This window comes from Pseudomonas sp. TH21, assembly GCF_016651025.1.
GTDB lineage: Bacteria > Pseudomonadota > Gammaproteobacteria > Pseudomonadales > Pseudomonadaceae > Aquipseudomonas > Aquipseudomonas aylmerensis.
The window spans coordinates 5,704,703-5,729,139 of sequence record NZ_JAEKEQ010000001.1 but is presented as its reverse complement, the minus strand read 5'-3'; the positions used below and the strand labels follow the sequence as shown (position 1 = coordinate 5,729,139).

Below are 24,437 nucleotides of genomic sequence, written 5' to 3'. Positions count from 1 at the left end.
AGTACTGATGGCAATTCCGGATTTTCAAAGCGTGATGCGGCCGGTGCTGGCCACTGTGCAGAACGGCGTGCCGTTACCGCTCAATGAGTTGCGCGAGCGGGTGGCCGATCAGTTCCAGCTAAGGGAGGATGAGCGCAAGGAACGCCTGCCCTCCGGCCATCAGACGGTGATCAACAACCGTGTGGGCTGGGCTCGCACCTACCTGAATAAGGCCGGGCTGCTGTGCATTCCCGCCAAGGGCATGGTGCAGATCACGCCGCGCGGACTCGATGCCCTGGCCAATGGGCCGGAGCGCATCACGGTGAGCTGGTTAAAGCAGTTCCCCGAGTTCGCTAACTTCCATACCGCCAAGCCTCAAGTAGCTGATTTACCTGCTGCGCTGGAGATTGAGATTTCCGAGACCACGCCGGATGAGCAGTTGGCCGAAGCGCATCAGGCATTAGTGCAGTCACTGGCAGACGAGCTGCTGGCGCAAGTGCGGGCAGCGACACCTAGCTTCTTTGAACAGCTGGTGGTCGATCTGATGATCGCCATGGGCTACGGCGGTTCGCGCAAGGAAGCCGGCAAGGCGACTCAAGCGACCAATGATGGCGGTATCGACGGCATCATCAAAGAAGACAAGCTCGGTCTTGACGTGATCTACCTGCAGGCCAAGCGCTGGACCAACACGGTGCATCGCCCGGAGATCGACAAGTTCATCGGAGCCTTAACCCGTCAGCGAGCGCGAAAGGGCGTGTTTATCACCACTTCGGACTTTTCCGATGGTGCCCGTACTGCAGCGCTGGGGCTGGATATCAAGGTGGTGCTGATCGACGGTGTTGAGCTGGCGCGTCTGATGGTGGAGAACAACCTGGGGGTGAGCGTTAAGCAGGTGTACGAGGTGAAGCAGCTCGACAGCGACTACTTCGCAGAGGAGTGAGTCACAACCCAGGTAGCCGGCTCACCCAAGTAGGTATGAACTCGGAGATCACTGTTGTTGTGGCAGTTTTTATCCCTGCCAGGGGTAAGGGCTACCTACGAAACCTACAGAACTAAGTTTCGTAGGTTTTGTAGGTCGCCCTACCGGTCTTTTTAGTGAAAAGGTTGGGTTGAGCTACGTTTTTCGCCAGACATAGCGAATCGATGGGCGGCCACCTTTTTCTCCGGCCAACTCGTAGCCAACGATGAAGTCATGTTCAGCTAGAACGGCGAGCGCATTATTTACCGCGTCCTGCGAGCCTAATCCTGTCCAATCCTTCTGGCGCACCTCTCGGGCAGTAAATGGCTCGGGCAATTTCTGCTGGCGCTGCAGAATCAGCCGCGCAGCGATTAGTGGTGCGTTGATTGCCGCCCCGTACAGCCGCTGGGCGTGGCTCATTAGGTAGTTCGCCCAGTTGATGGCGCGGTCAGTAGACTCAGCGCCCACGGCTTCCCGTCCGCCTTCAATCAGCTCAAATAGGAGGGCCAAGCCTGCAATGGTTTTCGGCATTTTCAGGTAATGGGATTGCAATGCGGGGTGAAGATGATCGCTCCGGCTTGCTTGCATGTGGGAGGTATACCAGGCGATAAACTTCTCCTGGGCTTCTGGGGTAAATCTTAGGGCGGAGCGAGGCTCCTCAGGTATCTGGTCGAGCTGTTCGATAACCTCCGAGACGCGCTCAGCAGCGATTTTGTTCGGCCAACGGTCGATATAGCGCCACTCTCGAACATCGTCGGGATATACCGCCAGCTGCAGGCGCTGAATCAGGCCGTCATCCAGTTCGCCGCTGACGGCAGCGTTTACAAGGGACGCAATTCGTGAGGGTTGAATCCCGCCGATCAACGATAAACAACATGACTTGATATAAATGGTTCCTCGGCCGATACGGTCATAGGTGAATGAGCCGTTGCCGTCGAAACATTCCAAATAAAATGCTCGCGCAACCGAGCCGTCTTCGCTCTGCATCGTTGCCAGCCAGCCCCCCAGCTCGTCGCGCTCAACTACTAGGCCGTTTGGATTCTCGTTGAGCAGCTCGCCGAGTTTTTCGACCGTTGCGTCGTTGACGATGTAGCGCCGCTGGATTGGGGGTGGGTTCTCGCTTGAGTGACGTTTCAGTTCTGCCTGAGCTGCATTCTCGTCACCACCACTGTATAGCTTTCTGGCTTTTACCCTGGCTGCATTGCGCTTCATGTCGTATAGCTCGCTAGCGGCCTCGTGCTCGGCTTGAGCCTGGCTATAGCGTTCTCGCTTTTTGGCATCTAATGCGCGCAATGGAAGCAGGGCCTGTTTGAGTGCCGGCGTTTTCATCGCAGACGGTCGCCCGATGATGACGCCCCACTGGTTGGGAATGACCATCCAGTCATCGTGTTGTTTCGGGTAGACGGTGAATTTGCGGCCGACTACGGTGCTGACTGCCACGATAAGCGCGACCCCTACAAAATCAGGTGGGCACTGGGTACGCTCAGAAACATCCCGCACGTACTCCTGAAGAGCAGTAGGCAATAGTTCATCAAGCCAGGGCATGACCCTGGCCAACCCGCTCGGGAGTGGCTTTGGCACAATGTTGGGGTTCATGTATGCGGCAAGTGCCGGCGCGGGCATCTCTGCCAAGAACGACGGTATCTGCTCGTATGTAGTCATTGGTCTTCTCGCCCGGCGAGATCCAGAACGACACCATCACGCTCGCTGATCTTGCTCTCCAGCCAGGCCTCCACCTCTGCGACAACGAAGTAAACTCCAGCCTGTTTGCTCGGGCCAAATTTGATGGGGCGAGGGAAGCTGGCATCGGTTTCGCGAAGCTTTTCTAGTCCGGAGCGGCTCTTGTCAAAGCAGTGCTGAAGAGAGGTGTGACTGATCAGGTATTTCTTGGGGGGAAGTGTCGACATGTGTGGGGCTCTGTGTGTAAGTCGACTCCTATTAAATATCCTGTCCGGTCAGTTGGGGGGCGATTTCAAACCAAAAAAGCGCCGGAAAACTTTCTGTCGATTGTTGAAGTAAAGGCGACAGCCGCGGATACCGCTGGCTGAGACTGATTATCACTCGGGCGCCATCAGCACCGCTAGCGTCAGCTTGATGAGCTCTTCATTCTTGTCGATGGTGTCCAGGGCGCCGCGCACATTGTCGGAGACTTCTGACGATCCTTGCTGCTCCACCCAGTTGGACAATCCATAATGGCTGCCTCGAGCGCGAGCTGATTTTCGTTGATCTTGTAAAGCAGAGTGGGGAGCAGGGCTGAGTTGGGCATGGGAGGTCCGATTTTTGAGATGAGAGATGTGCTTTTTTTGGTTGTTCTGCTAAATCCCTAGTTCTCACTCTTTAGCATTTTAGACTTTTTGATTCGAAGATCGCACCACTCGATTACCTCCACCCTAACCCAGGCCACAGCTCGATCACCTAGTTTAACTTGTCGTGGAAATGTGCTCTGACTTACCATTTTGTAGATCGTACTAGTCGACATACCTGTAATTCGCTTTACTTCCGCTAGCCTAATGAAAAGGATCGGTTGTCGACTAAGATCATTTGACTCTCTAGGTTGAGAAAATGTATCAGCCTCAGGTTTTTCGAATTCGCGCGGCTTTTGGCTCAAGGATTTGGTAGCCTGCTTCCTCGTCCGATCAAACTCAAGCTTGGCTCTATCTCGCTGTCGATCAATGTAGTCAGCAAGATCCGACAGATGAACGCCTCGTGCAGTTTTTTCGTTCAGCTCCATGGAGACAATCAGTAGGTCAATCTCACCTGAGGAGACCTTTGTTCGTAGATTTGCTGGTGTCAGATGAGTGAAATAGTCGGCGCATACCCGGCTCAAGGATACAATCGCCTGGCCATGATATTGAGCCATTAAGAGAAAAAGAGTGTTCATCGCTCGACTCCTTCGCATAACGGCGGCATTAATCTACCGGTGCAGTTTGTTCCATCCTTCGGATCCAAGCATTTTGCCACTCTCTCTGCTCAAGTCGACTCACGAAGAATCTCAAAGCGCCGGCACTCATTGCGACGATGATAGTTATATATTCGAAGCGTTCACCGTATACGCCTGCAATCGCCAGCGCGGTCATCGCGGCTAGCCCCGCAGCCGTAGAAGCCAGTATGCAGTCTTTGACTTCGTTCGCTACGGGTCTTGGGCCTTTGGTCGACGTCACGAAAGCCTCGGCTTCCTTCGCGCGTGAATGATAACTGTTAGGTCCTTCTGCATTTTCATTCATCTTTGCACCGCTCCTGATTATCGCCTGAGCTTAGCGCGAATGCAGGAGATGATCATCGCAGATGCTGTCATTAAGCTGGCATATCCGCGCCACGTTTTATGAGATCGCTAACGTGGCGCGCAACGGCCAAAAAGCTGTCTATAACTACCTCTGCCTATTCCGGATTCATTGGTCGAAACAGGCGCTATCTCACTGATAAGTTTTAGACATTGAACCGCTGCAAGCCACGCAGTAAGAGGCGTCCGACCTTCTCCAGCCTATACTGCTGCGATAGCGGATGAGATCCGGCCTACGTTGCAATCATAAACTGCGTCAGGAGCTGAGCTGGTTAAGCAATAGCGCGATGCCGCTTGCAGTTGGCCCTGCCAAAACGACGGCGTTTTGAACGAACTGCACCGAGTCGTTAAGCTTTGAAATGATATCGAAAACCTGAGTCGTGTACGCTTTTGCTTGCGGATCTGAAGAGGCTGCTTTGATCTCTTCATGATGTCGAAATAAAGAGCCAACTGTCCTGTCTAGCTCAGCCTCCAATCCACGCGCGCCCGAAATTTTGTACGCCATCAGCGCATGCCGGAGCGCTTCCAGATTTTTAATGAACAGCTCTTGGAGTTCATGCGGTAGCTCAGAAGCTAGACATTGCTGAAGAAGCTCATTCAGTTGGTCGATGAACTCGGCTATTAAATCTTCACTAAGAGCGTTTTTGCCGTAAAAAGGTATTAATGCAAGGTTACCAAAAGCGAGGCCTGACATTGTGTTGTCATCGAGCTGAGCCTTCGATGGTTGCCAAATCGTATCGAAGTGAACGCGGCTCAGCATGGACTCGATCTTTGGGAAGGGCGCCAAAAACAGCGTCACGTCACCAGGTATAAATTTTACGGTTGCGTCTTTGGCTTCTGCCACTAGCTTGATCAGATCCGCAAGCGATCCCAGAATTTCGCATGTGTTGTCCGGATCGCAGTCGAAAACCGAAGCCCATACCTTTCGAGCTGAGTGGTTATCCGCTTTTGATCTGACGTCCACGAGTATGTCGAGGAGTCTACCAGTAGGATTATTTTTGGTTTCCATCCGATCCACCAATATTTTCGTCAGTAATGTAGAAGTCCTGTGCGACTCGTTAGGCAAGCTGTCATTAAGCTGGCATAACCGAGCCAAACCTGCCCTTTTGGGCACAAAAAAGGCACCTGCGATATTCGCTAAGTGCCTGTTTTGTATAACTTATTTGGTGGGCCGGGGTAATCTGAATTGGTATTTTATGTGATTGATTATTATAATTAATAATGGTTTTTTATTTTGATTGGAATACCAATTGGAATACCTCACAAATAATTTTCAAGTGACCCCCACTCCTGCTTGTAGTCGATCTGGCAACATTGCTTCACATCCATCGTAAGCGGTGGTCTTTTTACAACTGTCGGAACAACAGGTAGCAATCGCGAGTTGCGGCTTGGCTCTAAGTTGCCTTCGCAGTAACTCAACGGCGGAGCGGTGTAGTATCAATTTGCTTTCAAATTTGGTGCCCAAGCTATCAACGTGACCCGTTGCTTGCGAGGGCACGTGTCGACTAGCCAAGGATGACGGTAAATGTCCACGCTGCCTGCAATTGTTTTTGAGGAGCATTATCCGGTAGGGGTTGTTCAACAGCAGATCCTTCCAGCACAGCAGGTCTCGCTGGTCGCCGAAACTTCAATCAATGTGTCGGCGCGAATCAAACAGCTGCTAGATGCTTCGATAACGAGGAACGGGTGATAGTCACCTCTCGCAAGGATATGCAGCTTCCAGGCTGCGACGGGCTTCGTTGATCTGACGGGCGAGCAGATCCTGGGCATCGCACTCGCAAGTGCGGGCCTTCGTGCAGGCCTGCTTCAATCGTGAGGCTGATCTGTTGGGGGCAATAGGTGACGGCTCGATCACTGACCAGATGCTAGGAGGGATGGCCGGTATAGCTTGACTGACTAGGCGTTAAGCACTGTGTCTCGAGCCTCCCTCGCGCTATGATCAAAGCTATCAATTTAACGAGGTGGCAGTGGTATGTCTCGCAAAGCTATTGGCAAAACTGTTGCTCGGATGAGCCGTTCTGATGCTAAAGGTGGTGGGGTTCTCACTGAAAAAAAATTCCGGTTTCTTGAGTCAGTGCGATTCACAAATCTCACGACGATCATGCTACCAGGCGGGGACAAAGCCACTGACTTTGTAGAGTTCACATTCGCCGACTTTAAAAAATTGCTCAAGCTGCACGAAAAAAACAGCGTGGTCAGCAGCCAGCTTTTAGAAGAGCAAAAGGCCTCGTCAAAATATGAGCTGAGTAGTGCATTGGAGAAACTGGGTAAGCGCAATCGCGCCCTAAAGAAGCATAAGCTGATAGCTGAGCAGCAGGTCGAGAAAGTCGAAGCTCTAGAGCTAGCGCTTGGAGTGAGAGAAAACCGGATCGCGGAACTAGAAGCGCAGGTAGCGGAGGAGATCGAAAACTTTTCTATCCTCAAGCGCAATTACGACGCCGTTCTAAGAAACATTGACGAGGAGGAGGGCGGTTCTAGAAGCATGACGCCATCGGCAACTCGCGGATGGGACACAATAACAAGCCGCAGGGCACTGCCAGGTAGCTACGGTACGGGCAAGCGTCGTTGACCTGTGGTGCCTTTAAGCGAAATTTTGTAAGGTGGCGGCATACTGCCAGTCACCGCTAAGATCAAGACTCAAGGGATGAGGACGTACCGGCATATTTGTTCTGCGGAGATGTAGGTCACAGCATCAGCGCTCTTAAGTAGGACTGACAGGCCAGTAGTGCGATCAGCCTGTTAACCCCGTCCGGTGATTGCGACAATTCGCTGAGCATGCGCAGGATCAAGTCAGGCGCAAATGCCGTATGAGCTAGGCCAGATAACTGGTCCTTATCGGACAAAAACAGCCGTCCGCCCTTTCGAAATTCTAAGGCTATTAGCTTCGATGGACGACGATCAGCGATAGTCATAGTTTAGAGAGTCGGGATTCATAACCCTTTCAATGCCACTCTCAACCAATCCTTTCTTCAAGGCCTTTTGTATTAGTAAAAAACTAGGAATTTCGAGCAATGGATTTTTTGAGCAAGTATTTAAAAGTTGTATTCTAGATGCGTTAAAAGGGAAACGATTCGATCTATTATGTCCGTGGCTTATGAGTAGCGTTGAGCGCAACTTTAAAATTCGATGAATAACTGAGAGGAGCCATCCATCAAGCATCGTTAGCTGAATGGCGTCATCGACCAAGGGATAAAAGCTCATCACCCCCTTGAAATATATTCTTTTGGCCCTGCCAGACAAATAATCTTTAATTTGTTTATGGCTGAGGCCTCCATACATATATCTGCGCACCTCCAAAATGGCTGACATCAGATTGACGTCTTTATCATTCGCTGGTATGCGCTGGCCTGCCAGACTTTTCTGCTTGAGAGGCTGAACTAAATTACGATAGAGAATATATGAGATTTGCTTCTGAATTTTTTTAAGTGATGTGTCTTTAATCGAGATCTTGTCAACTGAAAGAGCATATCCTAAGAAGTTTAGACGCGTTTTTGCAACTATTTCAGATGGTAAGCCATCTTTCGTTAGTAGTGATATTCCTTCGGATTTAGTAACGTTGATTTTAACGCCCGCTTGTTTGGAAAAATCATTGATATAACCAAATGCGTTACATATTTTTGAGTATTCTGGAGACCATACAATTGTGTCATCGGCATAGCGCGAAAACTTTACACCTTCTCGTTCCAAATCTTGGTCGAATTTCCAACAGGTCAGATTTGCCAAAAAAAGACTAATGGACGTACCCTGAGGAACACCAACCTTTCTCTCTCTCAAAAACGAATTAACTATGAATTTTTCTTCTGGGCTGATAAAGAATCCATTCTCTAAGAACTGGTCTTTAAGGAATGTATGAGAAATAGATCCGAAAAAGTCCGAAAAATCAAACTCAGCTAAAAATGTTCTTTCGTTTCTTCGAAGGTCAACGGAGATATCTTGTATTGCAAAATGAACATTCCTGTCATTTCGGTAGGCATAAGAAAATGAGCTAAAGCGATGTCGATTTTTAGCCAGAAGTCTATTGAAGAACATCTTTGATATGGCCGCGTCGGGAATTTGGTAGATTGCTACCTTTCTTATACCGCCATCAGGCTTAGGAACAGATTTAATGTATGGGCTGTTCGGAGTGTAGGTACGATCTTCTATTTTTTTTGCAATTGATCGAGCAATACTTTTGTGTTTGCTCCTAACATAGAATGGATTGTACTTTTTATTGATATCCCAATAGTCAGGGGTATATATTTTTTTGGTGGGCGCAGTATCCCCGAGACGTCTTGCATTCCTCTTGGCTTCAAGATGCACTCTATTATGGTATTCATGATAGCGAGTAATTAACTTGTCGGCCTCCTCAAGAATTATAACTTCAAGTTGTTTCTCTAACCTCATAATCTTCCTCCCATAAAAACAAAAAAGCCCAAGTTAGACTCAGGCTTTTCCACGGTATAAACCCAAGTAAAAGTAAGTTATCACATGGTTGGGAAGGCTTTGACGCCTCCCCCCCATCAGTGCGAGTCCTCGCAGCTGAAGACCGGCTATTGCTAACCGGTAGAAGGCAATACCGTTATCCCCATAGGGGAGTCAGAGCATAATAGCGCTTTGCTCGCACCTTTCAAGCTTTTAATTTTCTATACGCTTTTGGCGTTACAGTATAACAATAAGGCGTCGATGGCTTTTCTAACCTCATTTATCAATCGGGCGGTACGTCAGACTACTAAGGATATTTAATGATTAAAATAGGCCCATTTTTGCCTATCATAGAGGTCGCCCTTGGCCGAAAGGTCAATCGCGATCGGTCAAAAACCACCCTAAAACTGCAACATCTCGCTGACCGCTAATTTTCAGTGTCGACTCACAGCCTCTATATTCTTAGCCACGCGGGGAGGCGTGTCTTAATAGTTTCAATGTGACCAAAGCGTATATAGACTTCTGATCCATCCTCTGAAGCTGTCGGCACGTCGCTTTGCAGAGGATCAAAGTTGATTTTATGAGTATCTGCGTTTTCTAGGCTAACGGTATCACTCAGCTTCAAAACCTTCATTGCCAGTTCACGAACGTACTTCTGCTTGCTAAGATCAACGTTGAAAGAGGCCTTGTCATGCCGGGTGCCGTCCACGTTCCACGAAACTTGCATATTCTTGGCTGATTTATTCTTAATCTTGGCTATATGCACATGGCGTAGCTGTGGGATTTTGGGATCAGCTGAATCGACCCGGTACATCCAACCTTTTCCCGCCTCCTTCCAATGACTCTCCAACGAAACCCCGACGCGACTGAGTGCAGTCTCAGTCAGGATTATAGAGATATCGGTAATTTCACCATACGGGCCATCTGGTTCAGAGTCCAGCGGCTTTCTCAAGCTGTCATTAACGCTCATGCTTTTCGATTCCTTTCTTGGGTGGCGATATGTCCGCCTAGTAATGATAATCGCCCTGAAATGTGCAGCCTACGAGATATATTGATTCAGAGTGCAAAACACTGTCGCTATCAGCGCGGGAGACGTATTTCGTCCGGAGTTGAGGCCTGCTCTTTACTCACCGTAGGGGCTCTGGAGTATTGCGGCCCGCCAATGCCCTGCTGGCGGTTCCGAGTGTTAATCGCTTTTAGTTTCATAGACATCGTTGATGTGTCCGCCCGTGGCCTGCTTCCGCCCGTCGCTACCGAGGGCTGCGGAGAGAGTTGGCGATCAGTGAGTCATTGAGATTTTGGATCGCCTGTTAGTTTAAAGCCTATTAACAGCTACCGTATTTTAGGTTTGACACCTCAATCAACATCATCTGGTAGGTTAGGTACTTCTAGAATGGAATGCGGTTTAAAGGAGGTTCACGGGCCGTTTACAGCGACTTGACCGAAATAACTTCCACAAACCTAAATTTTTTCCTCGCTATCCTCCTAGCGTCTTGCTCTGCAACTAGGGAGCTAAGCGTATCGGCCTCATGTACGACCTCTTGCATTTTGCCTTCGAATTCATTCCCAACCCTCAGGGTGACTCTCAATCTGGAAGTAAAGGTTTTTGATAATTTCTTTTTCTTCACTACCTTCGTCGGCTCCTCAATCACTAGTTCCGGTGCAGTGGCCTGAGGCTCACCGAATAGCGCCCGACGCATTTCTTCTTCCGTCAGGTCTGTAGACACAACATTTCTCGAGAGGGTGTCGTGTTTAGCGTTACCGATTCTATCACTGTGGACGGCTTCGGAAATAAGAAGGCATTACATGGTACCTGGCTTGTCATAACCACTAAATTCGGATGTGCGTGAGTTTCTGCTCGGAGCGCTTGTTCGGATGCAGTCGTATTGATACTCATGCTTGTGTTGTCGCGGCTTCGCATTTACGCTTTGTTCCGTCGCGGTCAATCCCGTGGCCGGGTGTCAGAACCTGAATTGTTCGAGGCGCATAGCGCCATAGCCGGCGATTAGGTGCTTACAGAGGCCTAGCTGCTGCTTTTCTATGGCGGTCCGTGCGGGGCAGGCTTCGGCCTGGCCGGTTCCCTCGGACGCCGGTTTCTGACCCCCGTACGGTCCGCCACCCATTTCGTGTCAGAACGGCTGGGTGGACGGCTCCTTAACTGTCCGAGGAGATAAGGAAAATGACCTGTCCCCCTTTTAAGCACGTGCGCCACCCGGGCCAAACGGTTCAAGCTGCAAACTATTTCGGAGGATTCCGCGATGTTTGATCTTTCGCTTCTCATCGGCCTCCCCAAACCTACCAGCATTGATACTTCATCGCTTACCCCTGAAGATGCAGCGATTAAACTGCGGCAGGCTGCCACTCTCCGGCTTAACGGAGCCCAGAGTGTTCTGCTTCATTTTCCGCAAGACGTTGAGCTTGCAGTAGAGTTGTTGGATGACGCCGCCGTGTTGTACGACAAGGCATTCCGGAATTTAACTGGCATTCCGGCTCAAAGCGTCCATCAACAGATCCATGAGTATGTCTCTGTCCCGTCCGCTGAAGGGGCTCCCGCGATCCAAACACCGTGGGGTGATGAGTTGGCGCCGGTAATAAAGGAGGGCGTTCGTTGCGCGGAGACTTGGCTTGAAGGCTCATCACTTCCGTTATGGTGGGCGCTGTCTCAGAACCGAAAGCGTTATCGTCCAGGTGATCCACAAGAGGCATTTGAAGCCGGTTTTTTGCTACGGTTGCAGCAGACGCTGATCATGCGACGTGAGTCCGTCACTTCCCAATCAACCCGCTTTGATGCCTGAGTCTGTAATTGACGTTTGAGATTTGCTTTTCCCGCCAAACCCTCCGATCAAGCGATCTTTGATCGCGCCGATCGGAGGGTTCACTCGCTTTTTCTCTAGACCGCCGCGTTCCACTCTCCCATTTTCAAATTTGATTAACGCCACGCTTGCTTTCACCCGTCAGTAATTCCCTGCAATCTCTATCGAGCGCGGCGCCATTTCAGTGTGTGTGCGAAACTTTTCGCTGGGCATGGATGTAGGCATGGCGACAGCGGCGACGCCGGCGACAACCCATGCAGGACGGGGCCTGGAGCGTGGCGACAGAAGTGGCGACAGTCGCCACTTTCAGAGCGCTTCGGCCGTGACGCTTGACCGCCTTTTCGAGTGGGTATAAAAATTGGCGCACGGATCGCTGTCTTTGACAGCACCTGCCCAGGTAGCCAGAACCCTCAAGGCTACGCCACTTTCATGGTGGTTCTCCCACAGTGCGATTAGCGTCCGGCGGCTCGCACGATCACTCCCCAGGAGTGATGGACGCCTACTCGACTGATCTGCCCACTGCGGCAGACGATGGACCTACCTCGCTGCGCTGCAGCAACCTCACCTCTTGGTACACTTCGCTGCGCCAATCCGCGCCCGTCTCTTTTTCTTGGAAAGAGACGGGCGCTCGTACCACTGCTGCAAGCCACGTTGTACAAGGCAGTGCCGCAACTCTCCTCGCGACAATCGATCTGACAAATCCGATTCGTCGCCATCCGCAATGACACAGGCACCGGTGCCGCAGCCAATGGAAAGGCTGCACCTGACTGACAGTCAGGCATGCCTCAGATGTCTAGATCTTTGCCTTCTCCCACCCATGATCTCCAGGTGCCGAACTCGTCAGTCGGCACAGCCTCCACCCGCCCGCATCTTCGGATGCGTCTAAGGAGGCCAGATTCATGGGTTTATGCCCTTGCTCCCGGTCGTAAGGAGCCGTTCGTTCCGCGTCAGTGAACACCTCACAGGTCGCAGGGGCCTTGATCCCTGATAACACTCAACAGCCGTGGCGGGACTACGTGAGGACAACTAGCAATGATCGAGGAGAGGGCCCATGCAGCAGTTAGATCCGAAGCTTGAACTACCACGACCACCTCGACCGTTGGTTGAGTCGAACCCCGCGCCCCAGCCTTATCCGGTGCAGGCACTGGGTGGGATTCTTGGGCCTGCGGTGGATCGCATCGCCGAGGTCATCGGCGTGCCCCAAGCACTGGCAGCGCAATCGGTGTTGGCCGCCTCGGCCCTGGCCACCCAAGGTCATGCGGGCTTACATCTCGACGGACGCAGTTATCCGCTATTGCTGTACCTAATCACGGTGGCTGCGTCAGGTGATCGTAAGACCGCAGCGGATCGATTTGCACTGCTGCCAGCACGGCAATGGGAGCGTGAACAGTGGCAGTGCTACCGCGAACAACTTGCCCGATACCGCGTTGCACAGCGACAGGCGCAGCGTCTCAATCCCGCCGATCCCGACTCTACAAACGTTGTGGCGCTCGAAGCGGTGCCCTCTGCCCCGCGGCTGATTACAACGGACCCAACTATCGAGGCCCTGGTCAAAGGCCTCTGTCATGACTTGCCGAGCATGGGCCTGTTCTGTGACGAAGGAGGGCAGTTCCTCGGTAGCAGCACCATGAGCCGGGATAACCGTTTGAAAGCGATCACGACCTTGTCGTCGCTCTGGGACGGCAGCCCGATCGATCGTGCTCGCTCCATGGTAGGCGAAAGCCTGCGAGCCTACGATCGACGCCTAAGCCTGCACCTGATGCTGCAGCCGTATTTGGCCATGCAGTTACTCAGTGACCCGTTACTGCAAGGGCAAGGCATCCTCGGCCGCTGCCTAATGACCTGGCCCACGAGCCTGGCTGGACAACGTAGTTATCAGGCTGTCGACTTGTCCAAAGATGCCGCCCTAATGCGCTATCACCATCGCCTTTCGGCGCTGTTTCATCAGCCTTGGTCACTTGCCTCTGACGGTGCCTTGCGGCTCTCACCGCTGAGCCTCAGTCCATTGGCTCGTCGTCGCTGGATTGATCTGCACGATGCCATCGAAGCTCAGTTGGGTGAGTTTGGGGAGCTGGCCAGCGTGCGGCCGAGCGGATCAAAGGCCGCCGACAATCTGCTGCGCGTCGCCGGCATCCTGGCAGTGGTGGAGGAGAGCAGTGTCGTGGACGTCGATCATATCCAACGGGCCTCGACCTTGGTTGGCTACTACCTCACCGAGATCCAGCGCCTGACCGAACAAGAGCCGGTGTGCCGGGTAAAGCAAGAGGCGGACCGGCTGCTGCGCTGGCTCCAGGTTAAGGATTGGAAGACCTTCAGTATTCGGGAGCTAAATCGCAACGGCCCCCGCTTTGCCCGCAAGAGCAGTCGTCATGCTGCCAAGCTGCTGGTCGAGTTGATTGATCATCAGTGGTTGATCACCGACGGCCACACCTTCGAGGTGCGCCATGTTCAATCTTGATGAAGCGCTGCGCAACCATCTGGCTCAGCGCCAAGAGGAGTCGAAAGTGCGTTTTGTCGCCGCTACTGTCGCCACTTTGTCGCCACGCTCAAAGGCAGGCAAGGCAAGGGTTGTCGCCGGTGTCGCCGGTGTCGCCACCCTCCGTAAACCTATCACCTCGACGACAGCCACCATTCAGTGGTTGAAAGAGGAGGGCGCGCATCTGTACGTCTCTGATAACAGGCTGTGTTTTCGTCCAACGGATTGGGCCCAGCTCGCCATCGTGAGTGCGCACTGGCGAGCCCTCTTGCATGATCTCGCTGCAGTCGATCAGGGACAGAAAAATGGCTCGGGTCGGTAAGCGAGCGGGACGTAATTTTGGCTTCGGTCGCCAGCTCAGCTACGCCGGCCCGCAAGCACTGAAAGATCTGTTTGGCGACGGCCATTTTGCTACCGTCAAAGCCCATAGCGATCGCTGGCAGGCCTTCGTGAATTGGTGTCGAGCCGATGAAGGTCCGGGACTCAATGACGCGCGCCAGATCGACCGCGAGATCCTCATGCGGTACGCCGTCCACGTGCGGGAGCAGGTTGATCAGGGAAGCGTCGGCATCGCCACCGCGCAGAACCGACTGTCCAGCGTGAACCGAACGATGGCCGCGCTGCGCGGTGATCAGTACGTCAAAATCCCCAGTCCGAGTAAGGCGCTAGGCCTACAGCGTTCAAGCGTGCGTAGTGAGGCCCCGCAAGGCCAAGACCGTGTCCTGGTCAGGCTGATTGCGCAAATGCTCTCAGAGCGACACCAAGCGAGGGTGAGTGCCATTGTTCTCTTAGCCCGGGAGACGGGCATGCGCCTGCGTGAAGCGATCTTGGCCGACCTGCCGCGGTTGCAACGAGAGGCTCAACGACTGGGCAAGATCAACATCCAGGATGGCACCAAAGGCGGTCGATCAGGAGCCTCGGCACCGCGCTGGATTACGGTGACGGATCAAGTTCGCGATGCCCTGGATTGGGCCAGCGCGACCTCACCCAATGGCAGTCGGAATTTGTTGGCGCCCGACGAAAGCTACAAAGACTTTATGCAGGCAGTTGTGCGACCGGCGCGGGACTTCCTGCATGAGCAGGGGTTGAAAGGTTTTCATGAGCTACGGGCGGCTTACGCCTGTGAGCGCTATGAGCAACTGACTGGCTTGAATACACCCGTCAATGGCGGTCGTGTTCATCGAGAAGATCGAGAGCTTGATCAGCGTGCAAGACAGCAGATCAGCCACGAATTGGGGCACAACCGCATCGATGTGGTGAGTGCCTACATCGGAGGTCGGGGATGAAGTCCGAATTTGATATGGCGTTGTTTCTGAATCCGGCGCTCAGAGGTGCCTACACAACGCGCCAGCGGCACATCAGGCAAGCCGAAAGGATGCACGAGGTTATTCGTGAGCGCTGGGGGTGCGTGACACCCTGGTCTTGGAGAGACAAACACGTGAGATGGTTTCTGGAGCACTACTTGCGATGTTCAGCTCCGGCTACCGTTTACTACTATGAATTAACAGCAGGGTTGATTCGTAGCCGGCGTGAAAGCCTTAAAGCCGAACATCTGCTCAATTTCAATAAGCGCTGCACCGTTAAGGCGAGACAACCTTGCTCGTAAAGTCCTTGGATGCAATGACGTTCGGGTAGATAAGGTTTCCATGGCTTTTAAGCAGACGCATACACTTGCTGTCTCGCAAGAGGCCTTCTCCTTTCAAGCACTTGAACCTCTATGCCAAATTACTCGACATTGGAATCTCAGCCATATTGAACGTCCAAGCGCGTGCATCCGGCGAAGTCATTCAGTTCTAGGTTGCTAAGGTTATGCGTAACAGTACTTATCACGGTGGATACAGTCGTTGGTCTGCGAGACGCATCCTTGACGACAAAACCGTTGGGGCAGTCCAAAATCACAGGATACATTGGCTCGCACATAGTAAAATCCGGCCTCACTCACCACTGCTGATGCATCAATGAAATTACTGAATACCTACGACGACCGCGACGAGGCTGAGGCTGCTGCCGAAAAGATCACAGGCGAGAAGCGTCTGGCAAGTGAGCGCGACTCTACCGTGGTCATCTACAACCTTTTCGGCGAACCTTCCTGGGGCAACTTTCATCGATTGGGCATGTACAACCTAGCTGAGCTAAAAGCTCTCCTGGGCCATCGAGCAAGCTGGCAACCAAATGATGAGCTCCGCCATGCAGAAATCCTTGCCACCCTCACCATTGTGGCGAAGAACTATCAGGTTGAGATTCCTAGTCACTGGCTCTGACAGGCTAAGGCTCGTATGACAAAAAAACGGGGTTAATGAATGCTACACAATCCATTTCATTAAGGGATAATCACGGATTTGATCGACAATATCACCCGTTTGCTGGGTGACGATCCTAAACAAGCCATCCGGCCAAGGACGTAGCTGAAGATCGGGCCTCGAGCTTTGAGTCGCTCCGAAACAGCCTAAAATTTTAGGGACTAAAGAAGTGAGTGACCAGTTTTTCAAGCAGCCTATTCTCAATTCTCCTTATGGCTATCCGTCGCTGCATTGGGAACTCGACGATAAAGGGCATCCCACGCAAGAAATCGTGGAGTCTCGCCGAACTTCCAGCTTCATAAGTCCTATCCCGAAACCACGCCGGTACCATGGCGAGCAAACCACTCTGGCGCTGGATGAAGTTGAGAACCTTGCTGACGATGGGCAGCGCTACCGTCATTCGGAATTGATTAATGCAGTGCGGCGAGAGGTGGATGCCTGGCGGCGGTTGCCACCATCGCAGTGGCGTGTCACGCCCGAGACAGCGCGTTTGCTGGAGCACTGGCGCAACTTTAAGTTCAGCGGTGTGCGCCCATTCTTCTGCCAGGTCGAAGCGGCCGAGACCGCTATCTGGCTGACTGAGGTAGCCCCGCAGCTCGGCAAGAATGGTGAGCTCTACCTCGATCACCTAAAAAAGGTCAGCCAAGATGCCAATCCCGGCCTAATGCGTCTGGCGCTGAAGCTGGCCACTGGTGCTGGCAAGACTACGGTCATGGCAATGCTTATCGCATGGCAGACAGTCAATGCCGTGCGGCATCCGCAGAGCAAGAAATTCACCCGTGGTTTCCTGCTGGTCGCCCCCGGCCTGACTATCAAAGATCGACTTCGCGTACTGCTGCCTAACGATGCAGACAGCTATTACGCCAATCGCGAGATCGTCCCACGTGACATGCTGATGGATCTGGACAAGGCCAAGATCGTCATCACCAACTACCACTCTTTCAAACTGCGTGAGCGCATGGAGTTGTCCAAGGGAGGGCGTCGCTTGCTGCAAGGCCGCATCGGCAGCGAGCTGGACACGCTTGAAACCGAGGGGCAGATGCTCCAACGAGTCATGCCTGAGTTGATGGGACTGAAGAACATCCTTGTCATCAACGATGAGGCACATCATTGCTACAGAGAAAAGCCGCACGCTGCGGAGGACGACGAAGATCTGGATAAAGATAGGAGGGCCGAGGCTGAGGAGAATAATAAAGCCGCACGACTGTGGATTTCTGGGCTGGAAGCAGTGAACCGAAAACTGGGCCTGCAGCGGGTCATGGACCTGTCAGCCACGCCTTTCTTCCTGGCCGGTTCCGGTTACGTGGAAGGTACGTTGTTTCCTTGGACGATGAGCGACTTTTCGCTGATGGATGCGATCGAATGTGGCATCGTCAAATTACCGCGTGTGCCGGTGGCCGACAACATCCCTGGTGCGGAAATGCCCATCTACCGCGAACTTTGGAAGCACATTGGGAAAAAGATGCCTAAGAAGGGGCGCGGCAAGAACGCCTTGCTCGACCCATTGGCTATCCCGGTGGAATTGCAAACCGCGCTGGAGGCCTTGTACGGCCACTACCTCAAAACTTACGAAGCCTGGAATCAAGCAGGCATCAAAGTGCCGCCGTGCTTCATAGTGGTGTGCAACAACACCGCCACTTCCAAACTTGTGTTTGATTACATCTCTGGTTTCGAACGCACGAATGAAGATAGGTCCATCACTCCTGTGCCGGGGCGGCTGGAGCTGTTTCGCAATTTCGACGAGCATGGCGAGCCGCTGGCGCGTCCGAACACACTACTTATCGACAGCGAGCAGCTCGAATCTGGTGAGGCTCTGGACGATAACTTTCGGGCTATGGCCGCTGACGAGATCGAACGCTTCAAGCGCGAGATCATCGAACGCACTGGCGACCGCCGCCAGGCGGAGAACCTGAGTGACAGCGAACTGCTACGAGAGGTGATGAACACCGTTGGCAAGCAGGGCCGCTTGGGCGAACAAATCCGTTGTGTGGTGTCGGTGTCCATGCTCACCGAAGGTTGGGACGCCAACACAGTTACCCACATTCTTGGTGTGCGAGCGTTTGGTACGCAGTTACTGTGCGAACAGGTTATCGGTCGTGCCCTACGACGTCAAAACTACGAATTGAACGAAAACACGGGCCTGTTCGACGTGGAATATGCCGACGTATTCGGCATTCCCTTCGACTTCACGGCCAAGCCGGTTTTAGTCACTCCGTCCAAGCCGCGTGAAACAATCATGGTAAATGCTCTGCGACCGGAGCGCGACCATCTGGAAATCCGGTTCCCGCGCGTGCAAGGCTATCGCGTTGAATTACCGGAAGAGCAACTCGAAGCCGAATTCAATGAAGACCATCACCTCACTCTAACGCCGGAGGACGTCGGCGCGACCAAAACTCATAACGCTGGCATCATCGGCGAAACGGTGGAGCTGGATATTAAGCATCTGGAAGACGTGCGCCAGTCCACTCTACTAATGGAGCTGACCAAACATTTGCTGTTCCAGCATTGGCGTGACCAGGGCCAAGATGCACCGATTGCCTTATTTGGCCAACTCAAGCGCATTGTGCGCCAGTGGCTGGACGAGTGCCTAGAATGCAAGGGCGGTACCTGCCCGGCGCAATTGATGTACCGCGAGCTGGCGGACAGAGCCTGCCAATACATCACAAAGGGCATTACGGCGAAAGAACTGAAAAAAGGGCGGCAGGTTAAGGCTATTCTCGACCCGTTCAACCCGGCTGGTAGCACCGCGCACGTTCGCTTCAACACCTCGCGCCCTGGCATCGAACGCTGGGAAACCGTAGGGGTGGAAAACCAGCCAAAGAACCAAGTCAACTGGGTGATTTTGGATAGCGGCTGGGAGGCTGAGTTCTGCCGTATTGCTGAATCCCATCCCAAGGTGCTGGCCTATACCAAAAACCACAACCTCGGCCTAGAAGTGCCTTACCGCTTCGGCTCGTCCAACCGCATTTATATCCCGGACTTTATTGTGCAAGTGGATGATGGTCGGGGTAAGAGCGATCTACTGAATTTGATCGTTGAGATCAAGGGCTACCGGCGTGAGGACGCGAAGATAAAGAAATCCACGATGGATACCTATTGGATCCCAGGCGTGAACCATCTCGGCAATCACGGCCGCTGGGCCTTTGCAGAATTCGGCGACGTGTACGAAATGCAGGAAGATTTTGCCAACGAAGTCGAGGCGAAGTTTAACCAAATGATTGAAACGGCTGCGCCTGCGGCGGGAAACAAGGAACACTGAGATGGCGACCAAAAGAACGCAGCAGCCCGGCAAGAGTGTTGAACAGATCACGCACACTGAGGCTAAGCGCAAGAACATCCCGACCGTGGAGCATCAGTCGGTGATGCAACACCACGAGCAGGCACCCATAAAGGTGAGATATCCGCGCGGCGACAACGGAATGGGCGACGAAAAGGCCCAGCGGAACCGCGACCTCGACCCGCAACTAATTTGGCGCGGCAAGGATCAACAGGACTGGTCAGATCTGGTCGTCAATGCGCCGCCGCTTTACATCCAAGAAAAGGTCAAGCCCAAGCTGCTGATCGACGATCTACGTCGCCAGACGGAGGGACGTCGCGAAGCTGCAGAGCCCCAAGCCGGCACGCTGGATTTGTTCGGCGACTTCAATGGTTTGCCCGAAGGCGCGGATCGTACGGAGTTCTACCAGCACGAAGGCCATTGGCAGAACCGGATGATCTTGGGAGACAGCCTTCAGGTGATGGCGAGTCTAGCCGAGCGCGAGGGGCTGCGCGGCAAGGTGCAGTGCATCTATTTCGATCCGCCCTATGGGATCAAATTTAATAGCAACTTCCAGTGGTCAACCACCAGCCGCGATGTAAAAGACGGCAACGCTGGGCACATCACCCGCGAGCCGGAGCAGGTAAAGGCGTTCCGGGATACTTGGCGCGACGGCATACACTCCTATCTGACGTACTTGCGTGACCGAATGATAGTGGCCCGGGATTTACTGACAGAATCCGGCTCGATTTTCTTGCAGATCGGTGATGAGAACGTGCATCGCGTGCGTGCCTTGCTTGACGAAATATTTGGGGAAGACAATTTCATCTCGATGATCCAAGTGCAGAAAACCGGCAGCCAATCAGCAAGTCTTCTAGCGAATACCGTGGACTTTGTACTCTGGTACGCCCGCACGAAAGAAAAAGTCAAATATCGACAGCTTTACACCCAGCGAACAGCGGGTCATGTTTCTTCAGACCGCTACGATCAAATCGAACTTGAAGACGGCGAAGAACGTCGGTTGAAGCGTGATGAACTGGAGCGAAAAGTTGAAATTCCCCCAGGACGGATTTTTCGACAAACTAGTCTCATATCATCTGGTCAGGCATCAAGTGAGCAGATTTTTGAGTTTCGGAACAAGTCATATCGTTCAGGCACGTCGAATCACTGGAAAACAACAGTCGCTGGTCTTGGGGTTCTCGCGAAAGCGGGGCGTGTTGCCACAGGCACTTCAACGGTAAGCTATAAGCGTTATCTCAACGATTTCTCGGTCTTGCCTATTACAGATCGTTGGGAATCGCTACAGATCGGCACCGGCTTGATTTACGTTGTGCAAACAGCAACGTCCGTGGTCGAACGATGTTTGTTGATGGCTTCCGATCCAGGCGATCTTGTGCTCGACCCGACCTGCGGCTCCGGCACAACGGCATATGTGGCGGAACAATGGGGGCGCCGCTGGATCACCGTCGACACCTCGCGAGTCGCACTGGCATTGGCAAGAGCTCGCATTATGGGCGCGCGCTACCCGTTCTACTTGTTGGCCGATTCTCCGGAGGGCCAACGGAAGGAAGCTGACGTTACACGGGGCATACCTAGTTCGCACTCCACGTACGGCAACATTGTGCATGGCTTCGTGTATGAGCGAGTGTCGCGTATTACTTTGAAGTCGATTGCGAACAATGCCGAGATCGACGTCATATGGGACAAATTCCAGCAAGTACTGGAACCATTGCGCATAGCCTTAAACAAGGCACTCGGCAAACAATGGCAGGAATGGGAAATCCCGCGCGAGACAGGTGCAAATTGGAGTGACGGGGCGAAGAAACTGCACGGCGACTGGTGGCAGCAACGTATTTCCCGGCAAAAGGAAATCGACGCCTCAATCGACGCCAAAGCCGATTCCGAGTTTCTCTATGACAAACCGTACGCGGACAAAAAGCGTGTACGCGTGGCTGGCCCGTTTACCGTTGAGTCGCTGTCGCCGCACCGCGTGCTGGGTGTGGACGAGGAAGACAACCTGATTGACCATGTGGCCGAAACCCAAGCCGAATACGGCCAGGACTTCGCCAGTCTGATCCTGTCTAACCTGCGTTCTGCCGGTGTGCAGCAGGCGCACAAAGCCGACAAAATCGAATTCACCTCATTGACGCCGTGGCCAGGGGAACTGGTCTGCGCCGAAGGCCACTACCTGGAAAATGGGCACGTGAAGCGTGCGGGCATCTTGGTAGGCCCAGAATTCGGCACCATTAGTCGAGCGGATCTCGTGGATGCTGCACGGGAAGCAGGTGATGCCAACTTTGACGTACTCATCGCCTGTGCTTTCAACTACGACGCACCCGCTAGCGAATTCAGCAAACTGGGTCGCATCAACGTGCTCAAAGCGCGCATGAACGCCGACCTTCACATGGCCGAAGACCTGAAGAACACCGGCAAGGGCAACCTGTTCGTGGTCTTCGGCGAGCCGGATGTAGACGTGCTGGACACGCAAGGCCGCAGCATCCGCTCATACGATGGCAAGCGCGACGTTATCGAGGTCCCTGCCGACGAACAACTGGTGGTGCGCATTAACGGAGTGGATGTGTTTCACCCCAGCACCGGTGAAGTAAGAAGCGACGGTGCGGACGGCATCGCCTGCTGGTTCCTGGACACCGACTACAACGAGGAGTCCTTCTTCGTGCGCCATGCTTACTTCCTAGGCGCGAACGACCCATATAAGGCCCTGAAAACTACTCTCAAGGCTGAAATCGATCGCGACGCTTGGGCGACACTCAACTCCGACACATCGCGCCCTTTCCCGAAACCGAGCAACGGCCGGTTTGCGGTGAAAGTCATCAATCACCTCGGCGATGAGGTGATGAAGGTATTTAAGGTGAACTGATGGAATTCCGCATCGCTGATACGTTTACCACCAGCCTCGCCCGCTTGACCGGCGATGAGCAGAAGGCAACCAAGACCACCGCGTTCGATTTGCAGGTTGATCCGAGCGGCAAAGGCATGAGCTTTCATAAGCTCGAAAGAGCTAAAGACCCGAATTTTTGGTCGGTGCGAGTCAGTCGCGACATACGTGTGATCGTCCATAAGACAACGGGCAGCCTGCTGCTGTGCTACGTCGACCACCACGACAGGGCCTATCAATGGGCCGAGCGACGCAAGCTTGAAGTACATCCGACCACCGGCGCGGCACAGCTTGTCGAAATCCGTGAGCGTGTCGAAGAAATTCTCGTTTCTAAGTACGTAGCGGACAATACGCCGGCAAAGCCTAATAAGCCGAAACTGTTCGCAAAATACAGCGAGGCTAAATTACTAGCCTATGGCGTCCCGCAGGAATGGCTTGTCGACGTGATGGCCACCGACGAGGATTCGCTGCTGGAACTGGCTGACCATCTGCCCGTCGAAGCGGCCGAAGCCCTGCTCGAATTGGCAACGGGTGGCACACCAGCATTGCCGGAAGTGGCGGATAAGGGAGCTGATCCATTCCAACATCCGGATGCACAACGTCGCTTCCGCGTCATGTCCGATATGGAGGAGCTAGCCCGTGCCCTAGAGTACCCCTGGGACAAGTGGACGGTGTTCCTGCACCCGGCACAGCGTCAACTTGTCGATCGAAATTACAACGGTGCGGCGCGCGTGTCCGGCTCAGCCGGCACCGGCAAGACCGTGGTAGCGTTGCACCGTGCAGTTCATCTCGCCCGTAAGGATGAGGACGCGCGCGTGCTGCTTTCCACTTTCTCGGATACGCTGGCCAATGCGCTACGAGGCAATTTGTACCGGCTGATCTGGAATACCCCCAGGCTCGGCGAACGCATCGACGTCGCCGCGATGGACGCCATCGGAATTCGCTTATATGCGGCGGAGTTCGGTAAGCCTACATTCGCTAGCCGCGATGAAATTTCCTCACTGCTTAAAGCTGCTGCTGCGCAGCTCCCTGGTCTGAAAGCCAATGCTACGTTCCTGCTGTCCGAATGGGATGATGTAGTAGACAGCTTGCAGGCCCATGAATGGGAGGCTTACAGGGACGCAAAGCGGCTGGGCCGAAAGACCCGCTTGCCTGAAGCGCAGCGGGCCTTGTATTGGCAAGCGTTCGCTCAGGTGCAGAAGCAGTTGAAACAAGCCGGCAAGATCACTACCGCCGAAATGTTCGCCAAGCTTGCCGAAGTCATGCCCAAGCGCAAACATCCTGTATTTGATTTCATCGTGGTAGATGAGGCTCAGGATATCAGCGTACAGCAATTGCGCTTCCTCGCAGCGATTGCCGGCAACCGCGCCAACTCACTCTTCTTCGCCGGCGACCTTGGCCAACGCATTTTTCAAACGCCATTCTCGTGGAAATCTGTGGGCGTGGATGTACGTGGCCGTTCACGTACGCTCAATATCAATTACCGCACCTCACACCAGATTCGCTCGCAAGCCGACCGCCTGCTCGACCCCGAGGTATCCGACGTAGACGGCAACGTCGAAAGCCGCAAGGGCACGATTTCCGTGTTCAATGGGCCGGAGCCGACCATTCGCGGCTATATCGATGCAGATGCAGAAAGCCAAGCCGTTGGCGTATGGTTGAAGCAATGCAACGGCTGTGGAGTACTGCCGCAGGAAATTGGCATCTTTGTCCGATCTGAAGACGAACTCTCACGTGCACAGGCAGCGGTAAAGGCCGCTGGCCTACAAGGGCGTGTTCTTGGCAAGGATATGGCAACGGAAGAAGGATTTGTAAGCATCACCACCATGCATTTGGCCAAAGGCATGGAATTTCGCGTGGTCGCGGTGATGGCTTGCGATGATGAAATCATTCCTTCACAAATGCGCATCGACACTGCTGCCGACGAGGTCGAGCTGACCGAAATCTATAACACCGAACGCCAGTTGCTATATGTGGCTTGCACCCGTGCCCGCGATCAACTGTATGTTTCGGCTGTCCAGCCGAAGTCGGAGTTTCTGCAGGATTTGATGCAAAAGTAGTTATCCGAGTATTAGGTT

The 24,437-nt window shown here is 53.3% G+C and carries 20 protein-coding genes and 1 pseudogene; 12 read left to right on the top strand and 9 right to left on the bottom strand.

The window, feature by feature from the left end:
• Window positions 1-7: 7 nt before the first annotated feature.
• Window positions 8-919, top strand: a complete 912-nt coding sequence (locus tag JFU04_RS25370) for a restriction endonuclease (RefSeq protein WP_201145912.1) — start codon at window positions 8-10, stop codon at window positions 917-919.
• Window positions 920-1,093: 174 nt separating this feature from the next.
• Here the strand turns inward: JFU04_RS25370 and JFU04_RS25365 are convergent, their stop codons facing one another.
• From JFU04_RS25365 to JFU04_RS25340, 6 genes and pseudogenes are all read right to left on the bottom strand, one after another.
• Window positions 1,094-2,599, bottom strand: a complete 1,506-nt coding sequence (locus JFU04_RS25365; RefSeq protein ID WP_201145911.1) for a YfjI family protein — start codon at window positions 2,597-2,599, stop codon at window positions 1,094-1,096.
• Window positions 2,596-2,844 carry a helix-turn-helix transcriptional regulator gene (locus JFU04_RS25360; protein ID WP_201145910.1) on the bottom strand — a complete coding sequence of 83 codons (249 nt, stop codon included), beginning with the start codon at window positions 2,842-2,844 and terminating at the stop codon, window positions 2,596-2,598. The genes JFU04_RS25365 and JFU04_RS25360 overlap by 4 nt, the downstream gene beginning before the upstream one ends.
• Before the next feature lie 150 nt (window positions 2,845-2,994).
• A pseudogene (locus tag JFU04_RS25355) lies at window positions 2,995-3,203 on the bottom strand (hypothetical protein).
• 57 nt (window positions 3,204-3,260) lie between these two features.
• Window positions 3,261-3,818: a pyocin activator PrtN family protein gene (locus JFU04_RS30485; RefSeq protein ID WP_342389451.1), complete on the bottom strand. Its 558-nt coding sequence runs from the start codon at window positions 3,816-3,818 to the stop codon at window positions 3,261-3,263.
• Between the two features lie 28 nt (window positions 3,819-3,846).
• The gene (locus JFU04_RS25345) at window positions 3,847-4,161 is read right to left on the bottom strand and encodes a hypothetical protein (protein ID WP_201145909.1); all 315 of its coding nucleotides are present in this window, start codon (window positions 4,159-4,161) and stop codon (window positions 3,847-3,849) included.
• A gap of 312 nt (window positions 4,162-4,473) precedes the next feature.
• Entirely contained in the window at window positions 4,474-5,226 is a 753-nt protein-coding gene (locus JFU04_RS25340; RefSeq protein WP_201145908.1) for a hypothetical protein, read from the bottom strand.
• Window positions 5,227-5,742: 516 nt separating this feature from the next.
• On the opposite strand from JFU04_RS25340, the gene JFU04_RS25335 reads away from it, so the two are divergent.
• Entirely contained in the window at window positions 5,743-5,907 is a 165-nt protein-coding gene (locus JFU04_RS25335; protein WP_201145907.1) for a hypothetical protein, read from the top strand.
• Window positions 5,908-6,189: 282 nt separating this feature from the next.
• Entirely contained in the window at window positions 6,190-6,786 is a 597-nt protein-coding gene (locus JFU04_RS25330; protein WP_201145906.1) for a hypothetical protein, read from the top strand.
• Between the two features lie 329 nt (window positions 6,787-7,115).
• On the opposite strand, the gene JFU04_RS25325 is transcribed toward JFU04_RS25330, so the two are convergent.
• The 3 genes from JFU04_RS25325 to JFU04_RS25315 all read right to left on the bottom strand — a co-directional run bounded on the left by JFU04_RS25325 (window position 7,116) and on the right by JFU04_RS25315 (window position 10,345).
• Entirely contained in the window at window positions 7,116-8,600 is a 1,485-nt protein-coding gene (locus JFU04_RS25325; RefSeq protein ID WP_201145905.1) for a reverse transcriptase domain-containing protein, read from the bottom strand.
• A gap of 472 nt (window positions 8,601-9,072) precedes the next feature.
• On the bottom strand, window positions 9,073-9,588 hold the full coding sequence (locus JFU04_RS25320) for a DUF6367 family protein (RefSeq protein WP_201145904.1): 516 nt from the start codon (window positions 9,586-9,588) through the stop codon (window positions 9,073-9,075).
• A 457-nt stretch (window positions 9,589-10,045) separates the two neighbouring features.
• Window positions 10,046-10,345: a hypothetical protein gene (locus JFU04_RS25315; RefSeq protein ID WP_201145903.1), complete on the bottom strand. Its 300-nt coding sequence runs from the start codon at window positions 10,343-10,345 to the stop codon at window positions 10,046-10,048.
• Window positions 10,346-10,876: 531 nt separating this feature from the next.
• Between JFU04_RS25315 and JFU04_RS25310 the strand changes: the two genes are divergently transcribed.
• From JFU04_RS25310 to JFU04_RS25275, 9 genes are all read left to right on the top strand, one after another.
• A complete protein-coding gene (locus JFU04_RS25310; RefSeq protein ID WP_201145902.1) occupies window positions 10,877-11,413 on the top strand; it encodes a LasR-specific antiactivator QslA in 537 nt (178 codons plus the stop codon).
• Between the two features lie 1,069 nt (window positions 11,414-12,482).
• On the top strand, window positions 12,483-13,889 hold the full coding sequence (locus JFU04_RS25305) for a YfjI family protein (protein ID WP_201145901.1): 1,407 nt from the start codon (window positions 12,483-12,485) through the stop codon (window positions 13,887-13,889).
• Window positions 13,876-14,229: a hypothetical protein gene (locus JFU04_RS25300; protein ID WP_201145900.1), complete on the top strand. Its 354-nt coding sequence runs from the start codon at window positions 13,876-13,878 to the stop codon at window positions 14,227-14,229. The genes JFU04_RS25305 and JFU04_RS25300 overlap by 14 nt, the downstream gene beginning before the upstream one ends.
• Entirely contained in the window at window positions 14,213-15,193 is a 981-nt protein-coding gene (locus JFU04_RS25295) for an integrase domain-containing protein (protein WP_201146449.1), read from the top strand. The genes JFU04_RS25300 and JFU04_RS25295 overlap by 17 nt, the downstream gene beginning before the upstream one ends.
• On the top strand, window positions 15,190-15,513 hold the full coding sequence (locus JFU04_RS30355; protein ID WP_242485929.1) for a hypothetical protein: 324 nt from the start codon (window positions 15,190-15,192) through the stop codon (window positions 15,511-15,513). Before JFU04_RS25295 ends, JFU04_RS30355 begins: the two co-directional genes overlap by 4 nt.
• Window positions 15,514-15,865: 352 nt before the next feature.
• Window positions 15,866-16,168 (top strand): hypothetical protein, encoded by a 303-nt coding sequence (locus JFU04_RS25290; protein ID WP_201145899.1) that lies wholly within the window; start codon window positions 15,866-15,868, stop codon window positions 16,166-16,168.
• 208 nt (window positions 16,169-16,376) lie between these two features.
• Window positions 16,377-19,466 carry a BPTD_3080 family restriction endonuclease gene (locus JFU04_RS25285; protein ID WP_201145898.1) on the top strand — a complete coding sequence of 1,030 codons (3,090 nt, stop codon included), beginning with the start codon at window positions 16,377-16,379 and terminating at the stop codon, window positions 19,464-19,466.
• Window position 19,467: 1 nt separating this feature from the next.
• The gene (locus JFU04_RS25280) at window positions 19,468-22,341 is read left to right on the top strand and encodes a site-specific DNA-methyltransferase (RefSeq protein ID WP_242485928.1); all 2,874 of its coding nucleotides are present in this window, start codon (window positions 19,468-19,470) and stop codon (window positions 22,339-22,341) included.
• Window positions 22,341-24,419, top strand: a complete 2,079-nt coding sequence (locus JFU04_RS25275; RefSeq protein ID WP_201145897.1) for a UvrD-helicase domain-containing protein — start codon at window positions 22,341-22,343, stop codon at window positions 24,417-24,419. The genes JFU04_RS25280 and JFU04_RS25275 overlap by 1 nt, the downstream gene beginning before the upstream one ends.
• Window positions 24,420-24,437 lie beyond the last annotated feature (18 nt).

Excerpts from the sequence above, each read along its gene's own strand:
- JFU04_RS25370 (WP_201145912.1), top strand. The coding sequence starts at position 8 with ATGGCAATTCCGGATTTTCAAAGCGTGATGCGGCCGGTGCTGGCCACT.
- JFU04_RS25365 (WP_201145911.1), bottom strand. The coding sequence starts at position 2,599 with ATGACTACATACGAGCAGATACCGTCGTTCTTGGCAGAGATGCCCGCG.
- JFU04_RS25360 (WP_201145910.1), bottom strand. The coding sequence starts at position 2,844 with ATGTCGACACTTCCCCCCAAGAAATACCTGATCAGTCACACCTCTCTT.
- JFU04_RS30485 (WP_342389451.1), bottom strand. The coding sequence starts at position 3,818 with ATGAACACTCTTTTTCTCTTAATGGCTCAATATCATGGCCAGGCGATT.
- JFU04_RS25345 (WP_201145909.1), bottom strand. The coding sequence starts at position 4,161 with ATGAATGAAAATGCAGAAGGACCTAACAGTTATCATTCACGCGCGAAG.
- JFU04_RS25340 (WP_201145908.1), bottom strand. The coding sequence starts at position 5,226 with ATGGAAACCAAAAATAATCCTACTGGTAGACTCCTCGACATACTCGTG.
- JFU04_RS25335 (WP_201145907.1), top strand. The coding sequence starts at position 5,743 with ATGTCCACGCTGCCTGCAATTGTTTTTGAGGAGCATTATCCGGTAGGG.
- JFU04_RS25330 (WP_201145906.1), top strand. The coding sequence starts at position 6,190 with ATGTCTCGCAAAGCTATTGGCAAAACTGTTGCTCGGATGAGCCGTTCT.
- JFU04_RS25325 (WP_201145905.1), bottom strand. The coding sequence starts at position 8,600 with ATGAGGTTAGAGAAACAACTTGAAGTTATAATTCTTGAGGAGGCCGAC.
- JFU04_RS25320 (WP_201145904.1), bottom strand. The coding sequence starts at position 9,588 with ATGAGCGTTAATGACAGCTTGAGAAAGCCGCTGGACTCTGAACCAGAT.
- JFU04_RS25310 (WP_201145902.1), top strand. The coding sequence starts at position 10,877 with ATGTTTGATCTTTCGCTTCTCATCGGCCTCCCCAAACCTACCAGCATT.
- JFU04_RS25305 (WP_201145901.1), top strand. The coding sequence starts at position 12,483 with ATGCAGCAGTTAGATCCGAAGCTTGAACTACCACGACCACCTCGACCG.
- JFU04_RS25300 (WP_201145900.1), top strand. The coding sequence starts at position 13,876 with ATGTTCAATCTTGATGAAGCGCTGCGCAACCATCTGGCTCAGCGCCAA.
- JFU04_RS25295 (WP_201146449.1), top strand. The coding sequence starts at position 14,213 with ATGGCTCGGGTCGGTAAGCGAGCGGGACGTAATTTTGGCTTCGGTCGC.
- JFU04_RS30355 (WP_242485929.1), top strand. The coding sequence starts at position 15,190 with ATGAAGTCCGAATTTGATATGGCGTTGTTTCTGAATCCGGCGCTCAGA.
- JFU04_RS25290 (WP_201145899.1), top strand. The coding sequence starts at position 15,866 with ATGAAATTACTGAATACCTACGACGACCGCGACGAGGCTGAGGCTGCT.
- JFU04_RS25280 (WP_242485928.1), top strand. The coding sequence starts at position 19,468 with ATGGCGACCAAAAGAACGCAGCAGCCCGGCAAGAGTGTTGAACAGATC.
- JFU04_RS25275 (WP_201145897.1), top strand. The coding sequence starts at position 22,341 with ATGGAATTCCGCATCGCTGATACGTTTACCACCAGCCTCGCCCGCTTG.